The organism is Helicobacter rappini (assembly GCF_900198625.1).
Lineage (GTDB): Bacteria > Campylobacterota > Campylobacteria > Campylobacterales > Helicobacteraceae > Helicobacter_A > Helicobacter_A rappini.
Genome location: NZ_FZPK01000063.1, coordinates 29,800 through 44,617, shown reverse-complemented (window position 1 = coordinate 44,617; position 14,818 = coordinate 29,800). Strand labels below are relative to the sequence as shown.

Here is a 14,818-nt window from a genome sequence, read left to right as displayed (position 1 = left end):
ACAAAAGATTCTAAAGAGAGATTTACCCAAACTCTCCAAATATTCCTAAATAACAGCACCCTTACAATATTAAACTACTCTCTTTTAGATTCTAGTCTTAATATCAAACTAGAATCTAAAAGCACAGAATCTAAAGAAATATTAGAGAGAGAAAAAGCACAAAAGCAAAAAGATTCTTCGCCTATGGCTCAGAATGACAATGTAATCGCTACCGCATTCTTGCACCCAATTCTAGAAGATAATGAGCTTAAATCTCCTCATAATGGAGTAGTCCAGCTAAAAAGCAATAAAGGCAAAAGCTTTAAATCTAAAGATATTCCTATGATTCTAGAATCTGATTTGCTTTACTCTCAAATTATAGGCTGCACAAACAATATAGCAGGTGTGCCTACACCTTGCACTATGGTAGCTACTATACTTCCAAATGCAAGAGGATTAAAAAAGTTTAATGATGATTATCCTATTATGCAAGATTTAGTCTCTAGTGGTGTAATGAGTGATAAAGGATTTCCTCTTATATGCACACCTAAAGAAAATACTTTTAAAGGTAAGTAAATGATTGCGTTGTATATATTTGTCGTTGTGCCTTTATGGGCATTCTTGCATATATTTATCGTATGTGTCCTTATTGTTTTTATCTTTAACTTCTTGCGTAAGAGGAAAAACAAAAAGACACTTCCTTATCTACTTTTTGCTTTTTTGCCTGCATTCTTTGGAGCTATTATCTATGTGGCTTTATGGTTTGCTGGAGGTATGGGCATTTCTGAAAGACAATCAAACTTTAATTTCTTTTCAATATTTAGCCCAGAATACCATAAATTTCGAGATTTATGTAAAGAAATAAGTGGCACTTATAAATACGCAACCCCCTTAATTGAATCATTCTCTAATGAGCAGTTAGATAATAATGAGAAATGGGAGTCGTATGAAACGAATGAATACATATTAAACAAACAAGGCAATATAGCACAAGTTGTTACAATGTATGGCAATCAGCTAAAAAACAAAGATGGCTATGTGATAAAAACAAGCACCAATGCAATTACAATAGACTTTATTTATGAAAAAAGCTATTTTTTAGCACCTATTAGCAGTAACTCACGATGTCTTGTTGCTAATGAGTTTATCTTAGAAAAGGGCGAACGATGGCTATATGGTGCATTTTTAGGACAACTACCATTAAGTTATCAAGTTGGCTACACACAGGGAAACAAAAATGTTTTATGGTTTCAAAAAGGCGTTAAAACAAGATTTACTGAAAAATTGACTAAGGATACACAATGAGTAAAAACATACAAACACATAATGCAAACATAAACTTGATTAAGAAATTCTTAGATTATGCTAATTGTGTGTTTATTGACAGGTTGTGAGATGAGCCGATTCATCTATCCAGATTCAAAGGAATTTGCAAGAATATGTGATGAAGCAAGAGAAAAAGGTTGGATTGGGCAATGGCTATATGATGAAAAACTTCAACCTGATAGCGACGGCGACTTTTTTTATTTATATCGCTTACGCGATAAGAATTACGATAAAAAAGACTATATCTTTGGTGAAGATAGAACAGAATCAAATGTATATAGAGCAATCATTCATGCAGATAAAGAACAAATCAATAAGATGAAAGAATATGTAAAAGAACTAAAAGGTAAAAAAGAAGAAATAATTACTAAAATATACTCTCCTGAATATACTGAAAAAATAAATAGAAAAACATTGATTAAGGATTTAGAGACAGAACTATTTCTTTTAGAAAATTACTATGGAGAAGTAATAGAGCAAAGGATAGATAAAACATCATTGATAACAAAAAAGGAATTTCTCATAAGAAATAAAAAAACAAAGGCAATAGCCTTTAAAACCATATCCTGTAATCTCTATGCGGATAGAGAAATGGCTATTTCAAGAAGGAAAGATCCAGCAAAGGTAGAATATAAACCAAAACCTGGCTATGATTCTTCTATTAAATATGAACAGCATGCAGTGGGGAGTTGCTATAAATCCTCAGTATTATTAGGACAATAAAATGAAACAAAATAATCAAAATACAAACACTCCTATAATGCTAGATTCTAAAAATCCTAGTAATTTGATTCGCTATGAAGCACATATCAAGCTTATGTATCAATATGCTATTGCAACTCTTATGCTTATGCTTATTGTGTGTTTATTGACAGGTTGTGAGATGCGCCAATTCATCTATCCAGATTCAAAGGAATTTGCAAGAATATGTAATGAAACAAGAGAAAAGGGGTTTGCAGGGATTTTGTATGATGAAAAACTTCAACCTAATAGTGAGCAAAATTTTGACTATTTGTATCGCTTATATGGTAATGTAGAAATGGGTAGGAAAGATTATATGCTTGGCAGAGATAGGGAAAGATTATCAAATATTTATGGGGCACTCATCGACATGGACCAAGCAGCAAAGAGCATTAAAAAAGACTATATTTTTGGTGAAGATAGAACAGAATCAAATATTATTAAAACAATCACCTATGCAGATAAAGAGAGAATTGATAATATCAAAAAAGAAATAAAGGACATAAAGAACAAAAAAGAAGATATGGTTTTTTCAATAAATCGTTATGTGTTGCCTGCAAAAATAGACAAAAAATTGTTGATAGGAGATTTAGAGAAAGAATTACTCCTTTTAGAAAACTACTATGGAGAAACGATAGAACAAAGGATAGATAAAACATCATTGATAACAAAAAAAGAATATTTTATAAGAAATAAAAAAACACAGGCAATAGCCTTTAAAGGTATATCCTATAATCTCTATGCGGATAGAGAAATGTCTATTTCAAGAAGGAAAGATCCAGCAAAAGTGGATTATAAGCCAAAACCAGGCTATGATTCTTCTATTGAATATGAACAGGAGCCAATATATTATTGTGTTGAAATGTCAATACTCAAGGAACCAAATGAAGCAAAATAACCACAACACCAACACTCCCATAATGTTAGATTATATGGATTCTAAGAATCTAAAGGGATTGTTGCAGTATGAAGCACATATAAGGCTTATGTATAAATATGCTATTGCAAGTTTTATGTTTATAGTTATGGTGTGTTTTTTGCCAGGTTGCGTAGGCATACAAACAATATATCCAGATTCAAGAGAATTTGCCAGAGTATGTAAAGAAGCTAGAGAAAAAGGAGATCTTGTAGGGATTCTCTATGATGAAGGACTTCAGCCTAATAGTGATCAAAATTTTGCTTATTTGTATCGCTTATATGGTAATATAGAAATGGGTAGAAAAGATTATATGTTTGGTAGGGATAGGAAAAGATTATCAAATATTTATGCAACACTCATAGAGGAAGAACAAAGATTCAAAGTTAGAAAAGACTATATTTTTGGCAAAGATAGAACAGAATCAAATATATTTAAAAAAATCATTAATGCAGATAAAAAAACAATACATAATATCAAAGAAGAGATAAAGACTATACACAATAAGAAAGAATATGTCGCTACTAAAGTAAATCATTATGGCGAGATTATAAAAAAGGATAAAAAAACATTGCTAAAAGATTTAGAACAAGAACTATTTCTTTTAGAAAACTACTATGGAGAAACAATAGAGCAAAGGATAGATAAGGAATCTTTGATAACACAAAAGGAATTTCTCATAAGAAATAAAAAAACACAGGCAATAGCATTTAAAAGCATATCCTATAATCTCTATGCAGATAGGGGTATGTATATTTCAAGCAATAAAGATCCAGCAAAGGTGGAATATAATGCAAAACCCGGCTATAATGAATTTATTGAAGTGCTACAATATCCATTATATTATTGTTTTGAAATGTCAATAATAAAGGAATTAAATGAAACAAAATAACCAAAGCATAAACACTCCCATAATGCTAGACTATATAGATTCTAGCAATCAAAGCAACTTATTGCAGTATGAAACACATATAAGGCTTGTGTATAAATATTCCATTGCGGCTTTTGCAGGAAATGTAAAACTTAAAGATTTTATGCAAGCTAGGAGGCATTTTTATAATACATATAGCACAGATATACCTAAAGATACATTAAAAAAATTTTTAGAAACAGAAAGATTATTATTGCAAGAAGCCCTTTTGCGCCCTACAAATGAGATTGGCGATAAAATTCCTGTGGGTGGATTTATAGGGCGAGAAAGTCTTGCCCTCAATTTTGCTAAAGACTATGAAGTGATTGATCATATCAATGAAAAAGATAGAGAATCTAGAGGTGGTTTTCGGGCTACACTCTTTAGACATATAAACAATAAGGAATATGTTTTAGCACTAGCAGGAACTGATTTTGTTTTGAATAGAGATTTTGGATTTACTGATATAGCCACAGATGGCTCCCTTTTATTCCGCAAGCTACCAAAATTTCAATATGATTCTATGATAAATTTTTATTTTAGACTAAAGCAAAATAGTTGCATCACAAAAGACACGCCATTGGTTGTAGTGGGGCATTCACTAGGGGGCTATTTAGCACAGCTTTTCGCACTTACCTATCCGCATATCATAAAAGGGCTTTATACCTATCAAGCACCAGGAAGCAAAAGATTATGGCGAGGTTTATTTACTTTGCTGCAAAGTCTGCACATTAAAGCAAAAGAGACAGAAACAAATAGCAAACAACATAGAAAACAAGCCTATATCAATCTATCAAAATCACACAGACAAGAAGCGATGAATATTTTAAAAGACAAAACCTTTCATATACATACTGATAATGATTCTAACCTCAATAATAACCAATGGATACTAGCAAATTTTGTCCAAGAGCTAGGCACAAAAACACCAGGCTATTTATATTATATCAATGACAAAAACAATGACTTTCATTACCCAGCTCATTGTGTGCGTGCATTAGAAAGGCTAGATAGATTGCTAGATAGAATCCATAATAATGCAAAAAAGCAAATGAATCTGCAAGATATGAATGTCTTTTTACGCAATCTTTATCATTATGCTTTGTTGCATAGGAGGGGTGAAACTCTAAGTGAGGCGATAGATTGTGTATTGAGTGATGTAGCATATTATCACAACCTCATAGAATCAAAGAGTATTGATTTTTTGCAAGATATGGGCTTGGAGGCTTTTATGGAAAATAAGCAAATATACATCATGCCACTTTCTACCAATGATTTCATAAATATCCCGCTAGATTCTCTCAATAAGCTTGATTTGGGCTACTTGCGTCCATTGGTAAAATCACAGGCTTATAGACTTATCGCAGAGAATCAAAATAGCCTTTTGAACTCAAAAAATATTGCATATTTCTTAGGTTACAATACAAGCACATATAAGATTTATCAAAATGGGCTAGATGATTTTAGTTTTAATGCTTATAGAGATAGATTTCATTTCTGCATAGAGCAAGGAGAGATACAGAAAGTCATATTTAAAGAAGATATGTATTTATAACACAAAAGGAATGTAATGAAACAAATAGTGAAGCCACAATATTCTAGTAATGAATTTTTTGTTTTGGAGAATAAGGCAATTTATTTCGCTAAGGAAAATGAAGTCCTTGATTGTATAAAAATAATAAAATATAGCAATGCAAGAGAGATTTATATTTCTTGGTTTGGTATTTTACTCACAGGCGGCAGTGAATCTACTAAACCCTATAACGAATGCTTCTTTGGCATATTAGATTCTAAAGATAGTAATCTAGGCTTAGATGAATCTAAACCCATCTATCACTTAATCGGTGAAACAGATTCTAACTCTATAGAATCTACAAGCAATAATAGAGATTCTAACAATTCCCTAAGCACCCTCCAAGTATTTTTAGGTAGCAATACCCTAACCCTCTTACATTACTCCCTCCTAGATTCTAGCCTTAATATCAAATTAGAATGTAACTCCAAAGAATCTAAAGAAATATTAGAAAAAGAACAAGCACAAAGGGAAAAACAAAAAGAGCAAGACTCTCAAACAAAAGATTCTACTACAAGCACAGCTATGCTTCACCCAATACTAGAAGATAATGAACTTAAATGTCCTCATAATGGAGTAGTAAAGCTAAAGAGTAATAAAGGCAAACCTTTTAAGTCTAAAGGCATACCTATGGTTTTAGAATCTGATTTATTACATAGCTCTATTGTAGGTTGTCCTAATCCTCCTACCAAAAGGCAAGTGGCTTGAAAATTCCTCTCTATTCAACACTCAAAGCAAAGCTAGAATCTAAAGGGCTAGATTCTATCACAAGCGGACAGATTGCGTGGCTAGGATTTAGTGGTGCAATAAGTGTAATATGTAGCTTTATTATTGCGTTATTATCTGCTATGGATTTTATTAGTATATTTCTTTTTATATTTTTGAGTTTCCTATTTTGGACTATACTTGCATTTTTACACAAACAATTTATATCTTTAGGTTTTTTATTTTTTATTTCATTCTTTGTTGCTGTCTTAACAGATAATAACATTTTGTTTATCATTGGAGCATTTGTAGGTTTATTGTTTTGGTTTTTAACCAATAAGTTACCTATAAGGATAAAGTTGTTACTCTCTTTCTTATTTCTAATTTTTGGATTAATTTGGTTTATCTTATTTTTTGTTTTTACAAATAAAATCATATTAGCGTAGTGTAAAAGGAGATTTTATGCAATATTATGTAACGATTTATATCGACATTCTTTTTGAGAAAGATTTATTAAAATTAGATGTTACTCATGCCTTTTTGGGACTTACCCATATTCACCCTGATGAGTTAGATTCACTCAAAGATATTGATATATACAAATACCAAGTAGGATATTATTCTGATAAGCCCACGCTTATACATGTAAAAGATAAGTGGTATAATAATATCTATCCTAGCATATTAGATTCTAACTTTAGGAAAATTGTGTGAAAAAAGAAAAGTTTAAGTGCTCTAAATTTATCCTAGATTGTTTTATTTGTTTGGGATTGATGATAGTGTCTGTTCCTGTATTTTTTTATCCTATGAGTTGGTTTTTGAATCTATCTTATCATTTTGTTAAAATTAGTATTTTTTTGGGAATTATTATGCCAAGTATTTTTTCAATCTTATTTTTCAATATTTTCTACAAATTTTGCAAAATAAGCTTAATTGCATCTTGTATAATTGTATTTGTTGTAGCGGTATATATCCAATATGTTGCTAATTATGCTTTTTATAAATAGATAAGGATTCCCTATGCAATACTTCGTAACAATCTATATCGATACTATGAAACCAAAACTAGATTTTATACCCTTTACCATTCCTCACGCATTTTTAGGTTTGACACATACTCATCCTGATGAGCTAGATTCACTCAAAGATATTGATATATACAAATATCAAGTAGGATATGATTCTGACAAGCCTACGCTTATACATGTAAAAGATATGTGGCATAATAATATTTATCCTAGCATATTAGATTCTAACTTCAAGGAAATCGTATGAAAAAAGAAAAGTTTGATTTTTCTAAATTTATCCTAGATTGCTTTGTGTGCGTGGCATTGATGATAGTCTCCATTGCTATATTTATAAAACCACTTTATTATCTTTATGGTTTTTTTATTAGAAATGGTCTTAACATTATTGGTTATGATGGTTTTTATTTCATAGCTTTGCAATTTAATATTCTCTCGCTTGTTCCTTTTGCCATTATATATTTTCTCTATAAGAAAAATAAGTTACAATACAGAATCTACAAGTCAAGCTTTTGGTTTGTTTTTATAAGCATAAATAGCTTTTGGTGGTTTGTGGCGTATTTATTAAGCATTAGTAGTAAATAAAGGATTCCCTATGCAATACTTCGTAACAATCTATATCCACCCAATGAGTCTTAATGCGACAACAAACTTTAGTGAGGTTCTAGGTATCCCTCACGCCTTTTTGGGACTTACCCATACACACCCTGATGAATTAGATTCACAAAGTAATATTGAGATAGAGAAATATTCTAATCCACGATATGATTCACTGATAGGCTATTATTTTAATACTATCAAAAAAGACAAAGGCAAATGGTATGAGAGAGTGTATCCTAGTATATTAAGCGATGAATTTGAAGGCGAAGGATTCTTTGGCTTTGGTCCCGTTACACACGATACAAATCATTGGGGCAAAGTGTATGAAAATAATCAATATGCACCAGAAGGCAATAATGTAGTCAATGAATATGTAGAGCCATATTATTATAAAACACGCTCACTCTCTACCTTTTGGCAACAAAACCGCTGTGTGTTTGAAGTCTCAAAGGAGCAGTATGAAAAACTCTTAGATTCTATTAAAACAGAGGTAGAGCAGACAAAGAAAAGGACACCGAATTTAGAGCAAGATAATACACAACTTGATAATCCTATCAAAAACTTATACTATAACTCAAATCCGATGAGTTCTAATCCTATCCACAACTGCGTTACTTGGGTTCTCAACAAACTCGATTCCATAGGTATAGAGATTATTGACAATGAGGAGTGGCTGCCTGATAATATTTCTACTAGAGATTCTCTGCTTAGAAAATTTCATTATTTACAATATCTTTATGCAGTATTCTTATCAAGTTCGTTATGGAGGATATAGTTATAAAAAAAGCACAAAATACCTTTTGCAACTTTTAGAAGATGATGAATATTTCTATATAGATTCTCAAGAAAAAGAATATATAATTAGCCATAACAAAGGATATAGGTATTACTATATAGGTTTAAATATTAGACTTCCATCGGATGCAGGACCCGGACACATAAAAACCATTTTTACAAAAACTTGTTATGGAGCTAAAAATACATTTGTAAGGGGTGTGAATGACAAATAGAGAAATGATTAATAAATTCAAAGACTATGCAGAGGTAGCTGATGCAAGCTATGCGATGCTAGACTTTGTGTATGAAAGTAGGAAATGATAATGCTAAAAGTTAAGCAAATATTTACACTAAAGAGAATCCTTATCTCCCTAATATCTTTGTGTGTGATGTTATTCTTTGTGGGCGGATGTTCATTTAGACTTATGGATTGGCAGTGGTATCAAGTTAAGAATTTGTGTAAAAATGAGAGTGGGATTTATATAGTCAATAAGGAATTATATGAAGATATGATTACACATAATCTACAAGATAACAAATACACACGCAAGATGGAGGAATTTAGTAAAACGGTGTATGAGCGTTATCAATCAATAAATAGTCGTATTTATAAACTTGATGACAGAAAATATTATTATTACGATATGACCAAAAATAAGAGTTATGTAGTTTCTTTTGAAAGAAACTTTGCATATAAGAATTATGGTATATTTTTGACAGGAGATGAAGGCAGAGGTTTTGAAATGAAAAGCTCTGAGATATTGGAATGCTTTAATAGAAACAATACATTCTTGGTGAAGGAGTAAAAATGGCAACAAATAGAGAACTAATAAAGAAATTTAGAGATATGGCTGATTGTGCTGATGCTTCATACGCGATGCTAGATTATGTGTTGGAGAATAAGAAATGATAATGCTAAAACTTAAACAAATATTTATACTAAAAAGAATCCTTATCTACCTAGTATCTCTATTTTTTATCTTATTCTTTGTAGGTGGGTGTTCGTTTAGGTATATGGATTGGCAGTGGTATAAGTTTAAAAAATTACTAGAAAATGAAAGTGGGTTATATATTTTTGAGCAGGAATTACATAAAGAGGCAATGCAAAGAGATATGCTTTCTAATGGGTATGGTTTGATACGAGAAAATGATGAACATAATTTTAGCAGTATTGATAGTAGAATACAAGAATACAGAGCTTTTGGCAAATACTTTATTGATAAAAATGGTGATAAGCATATTATATCTTATGCTAGAGGTTTTATATATACAGATTATGGCTTGTGGCTACATGGTGATGAGGGGGGAGGATTCCATTGGGACATTGAAAGAGAACTTGGTGGATTTTTGACAAAAAATAACTCATATATAAATACATTTTATTTAAAGGATAATGAATGGGTAAAAATAGGGAATTGATAAAAAAATTTAGAGACTATGCAGATATAGCTGATGCTAGTTATGCAATGTTGCATTGGGTATTTGAGAACGAAGAAAATGAGATATATGACAATTTGCTTGGTATGAATAGATGGCATTTTGCTGATAATATAGCACTAAGTGATAAGACTACAGAAAACGATAGGTATCTTTTAAATAATGAAAAAATAGGGGCTAATAAAAACACCGCCTACGCCCGCTGTATAGAAGCACGCTTTATGCAAGATGTCGTTTTTAAAAAAGGAACATTTTTTGATGACAAAATAGATAATGACCCTAAGAATATTCCACTTAATGCTACATTGTCTCTACGCACTATCACCTTTACCAATCGCTATGAGCTTCTCGCTCATCAGCCAAATACAAAGTATGGATTCTCTGCTACACTCTTTGAGGACAAAGGAGAGCTTATCGATAAAGCTACAAATACAAGAAAGGTAGTCCTTAAAGATTCTAAATATATCCTAGTCTTTCGTGGCACAGAAATAGGAGCAGATGATATATCTATCGATATAGTCTTGGCTACTAATGGTATCCCTATGCAATGCTATGAAGTAGCAAGATTCTATGAAAAGCAAGTAAAACCTAAGATAAAAAATTCTAAGCTCATTGTAGTAGGACATTCTTTGGGAGGGTATCTTGCTCAAAGCTTTTGCTTTATGTATCCAGAGAGGGTGGCAGAACTTTATACTTATAATGCACCGGGATTACTTGGTGCTTGGAATAAGACACTTGCACAAATCTTACGAGATGGTGCAGAGACAGCACTTATGGTGGGTGGAGTTAGTGCCATAATAAAAAATATTGCTAAGATAACAATCACAAAGTATGTAGGATATAGTTTTCTTATTTCTATCGGGGTAATATCATTAAAGGTTAAGATTACTTATGAAGACCTTATACCAAAAGAACTACAAGAATATAAAGGGATTATAAACTATCTTATTAAAAATATAAAAGATGCAGAGGATAGAGATGGTGTGTATATGCCATATCCATTAAACAAAAACAATCACTACCATATAGAAGCAACTGATAGACTTGACTTTAAAAGTCATATGAGTAATACCTCATATTATGTTAATCTCATTCAACACTTAGGCACAGATATAGCAGGGAATTATTATCCTATATATCTTGGATTTAATGGGCTAGATTCTCATTTTCTAGCTCCTATGCTCAAGACTCTCTACTTCTACTCCTATCTTTTAGAATTAGATTCTAATCTTACATTCTTTGAATCTAATCTTGACAAAACAATTCAATCACTTAACAGCGTTGTAACATCTATTGTAAAGATACTCTATCATACAGATAGTTATAATAAGAAAAGAGATGAGGCTATACGAACAGCTAATGATAATAGCTTTGATTTAGACCCACCTTCAAACCACATCTACGCCACCATTGATAAAACACTCTTTGAGGCTACACTTAAGACAACAAACAAAGATAAATTCTCTATCGATGAAAAGACATTAAGTAATATGATAGATGGTATATTATATCTCCAAGATAATAATATATTTCTCAAATTGCTATCTAAAGACAATATGCAACAAGCAGACAAAAATACAAATCTAGCAATTTTATTAGCCATACATGAAAATTTATTTTTTATAAGCGTTGATACAGCAAACAATAAAGAAGCAATACTTATAAAAGATAAAGATTCTATTGTCCAGCTCCTCAAACACAATGCGACAAGGACACAGATATTTTGTTACAATTTAGAGCATATAGATGATGGGGTGATAAAAGGGTATGCGAATGAAGCATTAAAATATTATCCACAATTTAAGGAAGCACAATGAAAAATAAATTTAAGATTCATAATTTTAGGATTTTAGAATCAAGTAACGACATAATAATCAGTATAGAAAAATCAAATCTTACCATTGACACACAAGAACTTCTCCCAATCATCAATAATCATACAAAGCAAGATAAGCAAAGCCTAGATGAATATAATATCTTTGTGGCATTTTATGGCATAATCCTCACAGGCTTTAAAGAAATGGAATCTAATCCTTTATTCTTTGGTGAGTTAGACAAAGAGGGCGTGTTGATAGAATCTAAACCCATCTATCACTTAATCAATGAAACAGATTCTAACTCTATAGAATCTACAAGCAATAATAGAGATTCTAATAATTCCCTAAGCACCCTCCAAGTATTTTTAGGTAGCAATACCCTAACCCTCTTAAACTACTCCCTCCTAGATTCTAGCCTTAATATCAAATTAGAATGCACTTCTAGCGAATCTAAAGAGATATTAGAAAAAGAACAAACACAAAGAGAGCAGACACAAAAAGAATCCACCCCCATAGATTCTATAACAAGCACAGCAATGCTTCACCCAATATTAGAAGATAATGAACTTAAATGTCCTCATAATGGAGTAGTAAAACTAAAGAGTAATAAAGGTAAACCTTTTAAGTCTAAAGGCATACCTATGATTCTAGAATCTGATTTAATCAACTCTAGCATAGTAGGCTGCACAAACAATATAGCAGGTGTGCCTACACCTTGCACTATGGTAGCTACTATACTTCCAACTGCAAGAGCTTTTAAAAAGTATAATGATGATTATCCTATAATGCAAGATTTAGTTAATGGCAATGTCTTTAATGATAAAGGATTCCCTATCACTTGCACACCTAAGAGCAATACTTTTAGGATTAACATTAATTTGGAGAATTTACAATGTGGTTTTTATTATTTTTTATTTTCATACCTTTTATTCTTTTCATTGGTTTTTTACTATTTGGTATTTTTATAATCTTTCTTATTAACAGAATCTTTCATAAAAAATACTCTCAATACTTTTCTTTGATTCTACCTTGCTTTTCTCTTATCTTTTATTTTATACTTATTATGGGTGGAATCTCTTTTAAGTATGTTGACCCGCAGTATTATGAGTTTAAGGGGTTGTGTAAAGAGGCTAAAGATACAATCTATGATGAGGAACTATATAGAATCTATAAGGCTTTGGATAGCCAAAGGACTTTTCAGCCGAGCTATTATGATGAGAAAACGCAAAAGAAGTATTTAATGAGCGATTTTGAGAAAAAAAGAGATAGCCAACAGCAAAAAATTTCTGGCAAAATAACTGAATATCAAAATATGTTATATTACAAGAAGAATGAGAATCCATTTTTACATGATAAAAATTATTATTATAGGCATTTTGGTATCTTTTTAAAAGGTGATGAAGGTGGGGGATTTTACATAGATTCTGGTGATATAATATTAGAATGTAAAGACTTAATGATACCAAAGGATTTTTAAATGGCTAAAAATATACAAACTCATAATGCTAAAGCAGAGTTAGTTAAGAAATTCTTAGATTATGCAAACATAGCTGATTCTTCCTATGCTTTATTGCACTACATTAAACAAAATGCAAAAGATGAAAAAGAGGTGAAAGCTGATAGTCTAACTTTCGGGGATAAATTAGAACACGATATTGAAGTGTTGGGTTTAGATAATAAGCCAACAATCAAACCCAAAGGCACAAACACAGCTTATGCCTGTGCTATCGAAGCACGATTTAATGCAGATAAAGTCATAAGACAAGAGAAAGATCGGTGCATTCCAGCTATAAATACTTGCTTTGGTAAAAAAGATATAACTTTGCATAATGATATTACTAAAGTAGGCTTACATGATACATTAAGCAAAAGAACCATAGCTTTTACTAATCGCTTTAGAATCTTAGCTCACCAAGAAAACACTTCAAGTGGCTTTTCTGCTACACTCTTTGAAGATACAGAGGATAATAATCAAAAGATATTTGCCATAAGAGGCACAGAGTTTCCCTCTGGATTCTTTGATGATGTGCTAGATTCTGATGCTAATCTAGTCCTTAGCTCACTCCCAAGTAATCAATACATAGATATGCTAAAGTTTTATTGTGCTTGTATAGACGAAAAGCATGTTACAGAATCTACTCCCTTAATCATCGTAGGGCATTCACTAGGTGGATGTCTAGCTCAACTCTTTACATTATCCCTTGCTACTGCAGAAAATGCAAACAATGTCAAAGAAGTCTATACATTTAATTCTCCGGGCGCTAAGAATCTAAGGATTGATAATGATAAATTAGGCAAGGTTTATAAAATAGTTTCTGCAATCCTTACTGCTAAGGATAAAGAAATGGCATTGTTTAAAAAGATACGAGGATATGAGTATGGAGAGAAAAGTGGTTTTTTAAGAGATACCACACTCATTGGATATGATAATGGTTTGCTTAATGAAATCCACAAATATTTTACTAATAACGAAAATCTTAAAGAGCATTCTATTCTTGTAAGGACATTCTCCATGCCAAACATGAGCTACATGGGAAATGGTGTCGCAATATCTAGTGTTACATATACCTATAAAATCTTTAGTGTTAATGAGATTTTTATCAAATGTCTAAATACCTTAAAAGCCAATAATCTCTTAAAACAGCCTTTAGCTTGTCAAGATTCTATCCACCACATAGAATCTGATGATGATTCTAATCCAGATAATAATCAATGGCAAGATGAGCTTATACAAAATCTAGGCACAGATATAGATGGGAAGCATTACTATATCAATCTGGGGGCTTTTAGTGGCTCCCACTTTATACTGCCAACCATTCACTCTTTACAAAAAGCCTTAATGCATATGAATAGCGGCAATGTAGATAATCTTTTAGAATACAACAAAATCAAAGATTTAAAAGATGAGAGTATGTTTTTAAGAATGAATCGAAATAGAAAAGATGAGCAAATATCTCAAATGCAAGCTAATGTCTTCAATAGTCTTCAGAATCTTCGCTATTAAGGATAAAT

General features: G+C 31.5%; 18 protein-coding genes and 1 pseudogene. 18 read left to right on the top strand and 1 reads right to left on the bottom strand.

Going from position 1 to position 14,818, the window contains the following annotated elements:
• The 7 genes and pseudogenes from C6H17_RS11010 to C6H17_RS10980 all read left to right on the top strand — a co-directional run.
• A pseudogene (locus C6H17_RS11010) lies at window positions 1-546 on the top strand (lipase); the annotation flags it as partial.
• Window positions 547-555: 9 nt separating this feature from the next.
• Window positions 556-1,284, top strand: a complete 729-nt coding sequence (locus C6H17_RS11005; protein WP_005219865.1) for a hypothetical protein — start codon at window positions 556-558, stop codon at window positions 1,282-1,284.
• A gap of 66 nt (window positions 1,285-1,350) precedes the next feature.
• Window positions 1,351-2,028: a hypothetical protein gene (locus tag C6H17_RS11000; RefSeq protein ID WP_396279282.1), complete on the top strand. Its 678-nt coding sequence runs from the start codon at window positions 1,351-1,353 to the stop codon at window positions 2,026-2,028.
• Between the two features lie 136 nt (window positions 2,029-2,164).
• Complete coding sequence (locus C6H17_RS10995; RefSeq protein WP_223808363.1) at window positions 2,165-2,944, top strand: hypothetical protein; 780 nt, start codon at window positions 2,165-2,167, stop codon at window positions 2,942-2,944.
• Window positions 2,931-3,854, top strand: a complete 924-nt coding sequence (locus C6H17_RS10990; protein ID WP_005219862.1) for a hypothetical protein — start codon at window positions 2,931-2,933, stop codon at window positions 3,852-3,854. The genes C6H17_RS10995 and C6H17_RS10990 overlap by 14 nt, the downstream gene beginning before the upstream one ends.
• Window positions 3,841-5,427 (top strand): S28 family serine protease, encoded by a 1,587-nt coding sequence (locus tag C6H17_RS10985; protein ID WP_005219861.1) that lies wholly within the window; start codon window positions 3,841-3,843, stop codon window positions 5,425-5,427. The genes C6H17_RS10990 and C6H17_RS10985 overlap by 14 nt, the downstream gene beginning before the upstream one ends.
• Window positions 5,428-5,442: 15 nt before the next feature.
• On the top strand, window positions 5,443-6,153 hold the full coding sequence (locus C6H17_RS10980; protein WP_005219860.1) for a hypothetical protein: 711 nt from the start codon (window positions 5,443-5,445) through the stop codon (window positions 6,151-6,153).
• Window positions 6,154-6,163: 10 nt separating this feature from the next.
• On the opposite strand, the gene C6H17_RS12605 is transcribed toward C6H17_RS10980, so the two are convergent.
• Window positions 6,164-6,436 carry a hypothetical protein gene (locus C6H17_RS12605; protein WP_190318782.1) on the bottom strand — a complete coding sequence of 91 codons (273 nt, stop codon included), beginning with the start codon at window positions 6,434-6,436 and terminating at the stop codon, window positions 6,164-6,166.
• 176 nt (window positions 6,437-6,612) lie between these two features.
• Here C6H17_RS12605 and C6H17_RS10970 point away from each other — a divergent pair, with 176 nt between their 5' ends.
• From C6H17_RS10970 to C6H17_RS10910, 11 genes are all read left to right on the top strand, one after another.
• Complete coding sequence (locus C6H17_RS10970) at window positions 6,613-6,864, top strand: hypothetical protein (RefSeq protein ID WP_005219858.1); 252 nt, start codon at window positions 6,613-6,615, stop codon at window positions 6,862-6,864.
• Window positions 6,865-7,170: 306 nt separating this feature from the next.
• Window positions 7,171-7,425 (top strand): hypothetical protein, encoded by a 255-nt coding sequence (locus C6H17_RS10960; protein ID WP_005219857.1) that lies wholly within the window; start codon window positions 7,171-7,173, stop codon window positions 7,423-7,425.
• On the top strand, window positions 7,422-7,760 hold the full coding sequence (locus C6H17_RS10955; protein WP_005219856.1) for a hypothetical protein: 339 nt from the start codon (window positions 7,422-7,424) through the stop codon (window positions 7,758-7,760). The genes C6H17_RS10960 and C6H17_RS10955 overlap by 4 nt, the downstream gene beginning before the upstream one ends.
• Window positions 7,761-7,770: 10 nt before the next feature.
• A complete protein-coding gene (locus C6H17_RS10950) occupies window positions 7,771-8,550 on the top strand; it encodes a hypothetical protein (RefSeq protein ID WP_005219855.1) in 780 nt (259 codons plus the stop codon).
• Window positions 8,551-8,575: 25 nt separating this feature from the next.
• Window positions 8,576-8,785, top strand: coding sequence for a hypothetical protein (locus C6H17_RS10945; protein ID WP_040463064.1), 210 nt, complete (start codon window positions 8,576-8,578; stop codon window positions 8,783-8,785).
• 90 nt (window positions 8,786-8,875) lie between these two features.
• Window positions 8,876-9,358 (top strand): hypothetical protein, encoded by a 483-nt coding sequence (locus tag C6H17_RS10935; RefSeq protein ID WP_005219853.1) that lies wholly within the window; start codon window positions 8,876-8,878, stop codon window positions 9,356-9,358.
• Window positions 9,359-9,464: 106 nt separating this feature from the next.
• Complete coding sequence (locus tag C6H17_RS10930; protein WP_148374297.1) at window positions 9,465-9,971, top strand: hypothetical protein; 507 nt, start codon at window positions 9,465-9,467, stop codon at window positions 9,969-9,971.
• Complete coding sequence (locus C6H17_RS12345; RefSeq protein WP_005219851.1) at window positions 9,950-11,806, top strand: alpha/beta hydrolase; 1,857 nt, start codon at window positions 9,950-9,952, stop codon at window positions 11,804-11,806. The genes C6H17_RS10930 and C6H17_RS12345 overlap by 22 nt, the downstream gene beginning before the upstream one ends.
• Window positions 11,803-12,774, top strand: coding sequence for a hypothetical protein (locus C6H17_RS10920; protein ID WP_223808361.1), 972 nt, complete (start codon window positions 11,803-11,805; stop codon window positions 12,772-12,774). Before C6H17_RS12345 ends, C6H17_RS10920 begins: the two co-directional genes overlap by 4 nt.
• Window positions 12,699-13,283 (top strand): hypothetical protein, encoded by a 585-nt coding sequence (locus C6H17_RS10915; RefSeq protein WP_005219850.1) that lies wholly within the window; start codon window positions 12,699-12,701, stop codon window positions 13,281-13,283. Before C6H17_RS10920 ends, C6H17_RS10915 begins: the two co-directional genes overlap by 76 nt.
• Window positions 13,284-14,810 (top strand): lipase family protein, encoded by a 1,527-nt coding sequence (locus tag C6H17_RS10910; RefSeq protein ID WP_005219849.1) that lies wholly within the window; start codon window positions 13,284-13,286, stop codon window positions 14,808-14,810.
• The last annotated feature ends 8 nt before the right edge of the window (window positions 14,811-14,818 follow it).

Excerpts from the sequence above, each read along its gene's own strand:
- C6H17_RS11005 (WP_005219865.1), top strand. The coding sequence starts at position 556 with ATGATTGCGTTGTATATATTTGTCGTTGTGCCTTTATGGGCATTCTTG.
- C6H17_RS10990 (WP_005219862.1), top strand. The coding sequence starts at position 2,931 with ATGAAGCAAAATAACCACAACACCAACACTCCCATAATGTTAGATTAT.
- C6H17_RS10985 (WP_005219861.1), top strand. The coding sequence starts at position 3,841 with ATGAAACAAAATAACCAAAGCATAAACACTCCCATAATGCTAGACTAT.
- C6H17_RS10980 (WP_005219860.1), top strand. The coding sequence starts at position 5,443 with ATGAAACAAATAGTGAAGCCACAATATTCTAGTAATGAATTTTTTGTT.
- C6H17_RS12605 (WP_190318782.1), bottom strand. The coding sequence starts at position 6,436 with ATGTTATTATCTGTTAAGACAGCAACAAAGAATGAAATAAAAAATAAA.
- C6H17_RS10970 (WP_005219858.1), top strand. The coding sequence starts at position 6,613 with ATGCAATATTATGTAACGATTTATATCGACATTCTTTTTGAGAAAGAT.
- C6H17_RS10960 (WP_005219857.1), top strand. The coding sequence starts at position 7,171 with ATGCAATACTTCGTAACAATCTATATCGATACTATGAAACCAAAACTA.
- C6H17_RS10955 (WP_005219856.1), top strand. The coding sequence starts at position 7,422 with ATGAAAAAAGAAAAGTTTGATTTTTCTAAATTTATCCTAGATTGCTTT.
- C6H17_RS10950 (WP_005219855.1), top strand. The coding sequence starts at position 7,771 with ATGCAATACTTCGTAACAATCTATATCCACCCAATGAGTCTTAATGCG.
- C6H17_RS10935 (WP_005219853.1), top strand. The coding sequence starts at position 8,876 with ATGCTAAAAGTTAAGCAAATATTTACACTAAAGAGAATCCTTATCTCC.
- C6H17_RS10930 (WP_148374297.1), top strand. The coding sequence starts at position 9,465 with ATGCTAAAACTTAAACAAATATTTATACTAAAAAGAATCCTTATCTAC.
- C6H17_RS12345 (WP_005219851.1), top strand. The coding sequence starts at position 9,950 with ATGGGTAAAAATAGGGAATTGATAAAAAAATTTAGAGACTATGCAGAT.
- C6H17_RS10920 (WP_223808361.1), top strand. The coding sequence starts at position 11,803 with ATGAAAAATAAATTTAAGATTCATAATTTTAGGATTTTAGAATCAAGT.
- C6H17_RS10915 (WP_005219850.1), top strand. The coding sequence starts at position 12,699 with ATGTGGTTTTTATTATTTTTTATTTTCATACCTTTTATTCTTTTCATT.
- C6H17_RS10910 (WP_005219849.1), top strand. The coding sequence starts at position 13,284 with ATGGCTAAAAATATACAAACTCATAATGCTAAAGCAGAGTTAGTTAAG.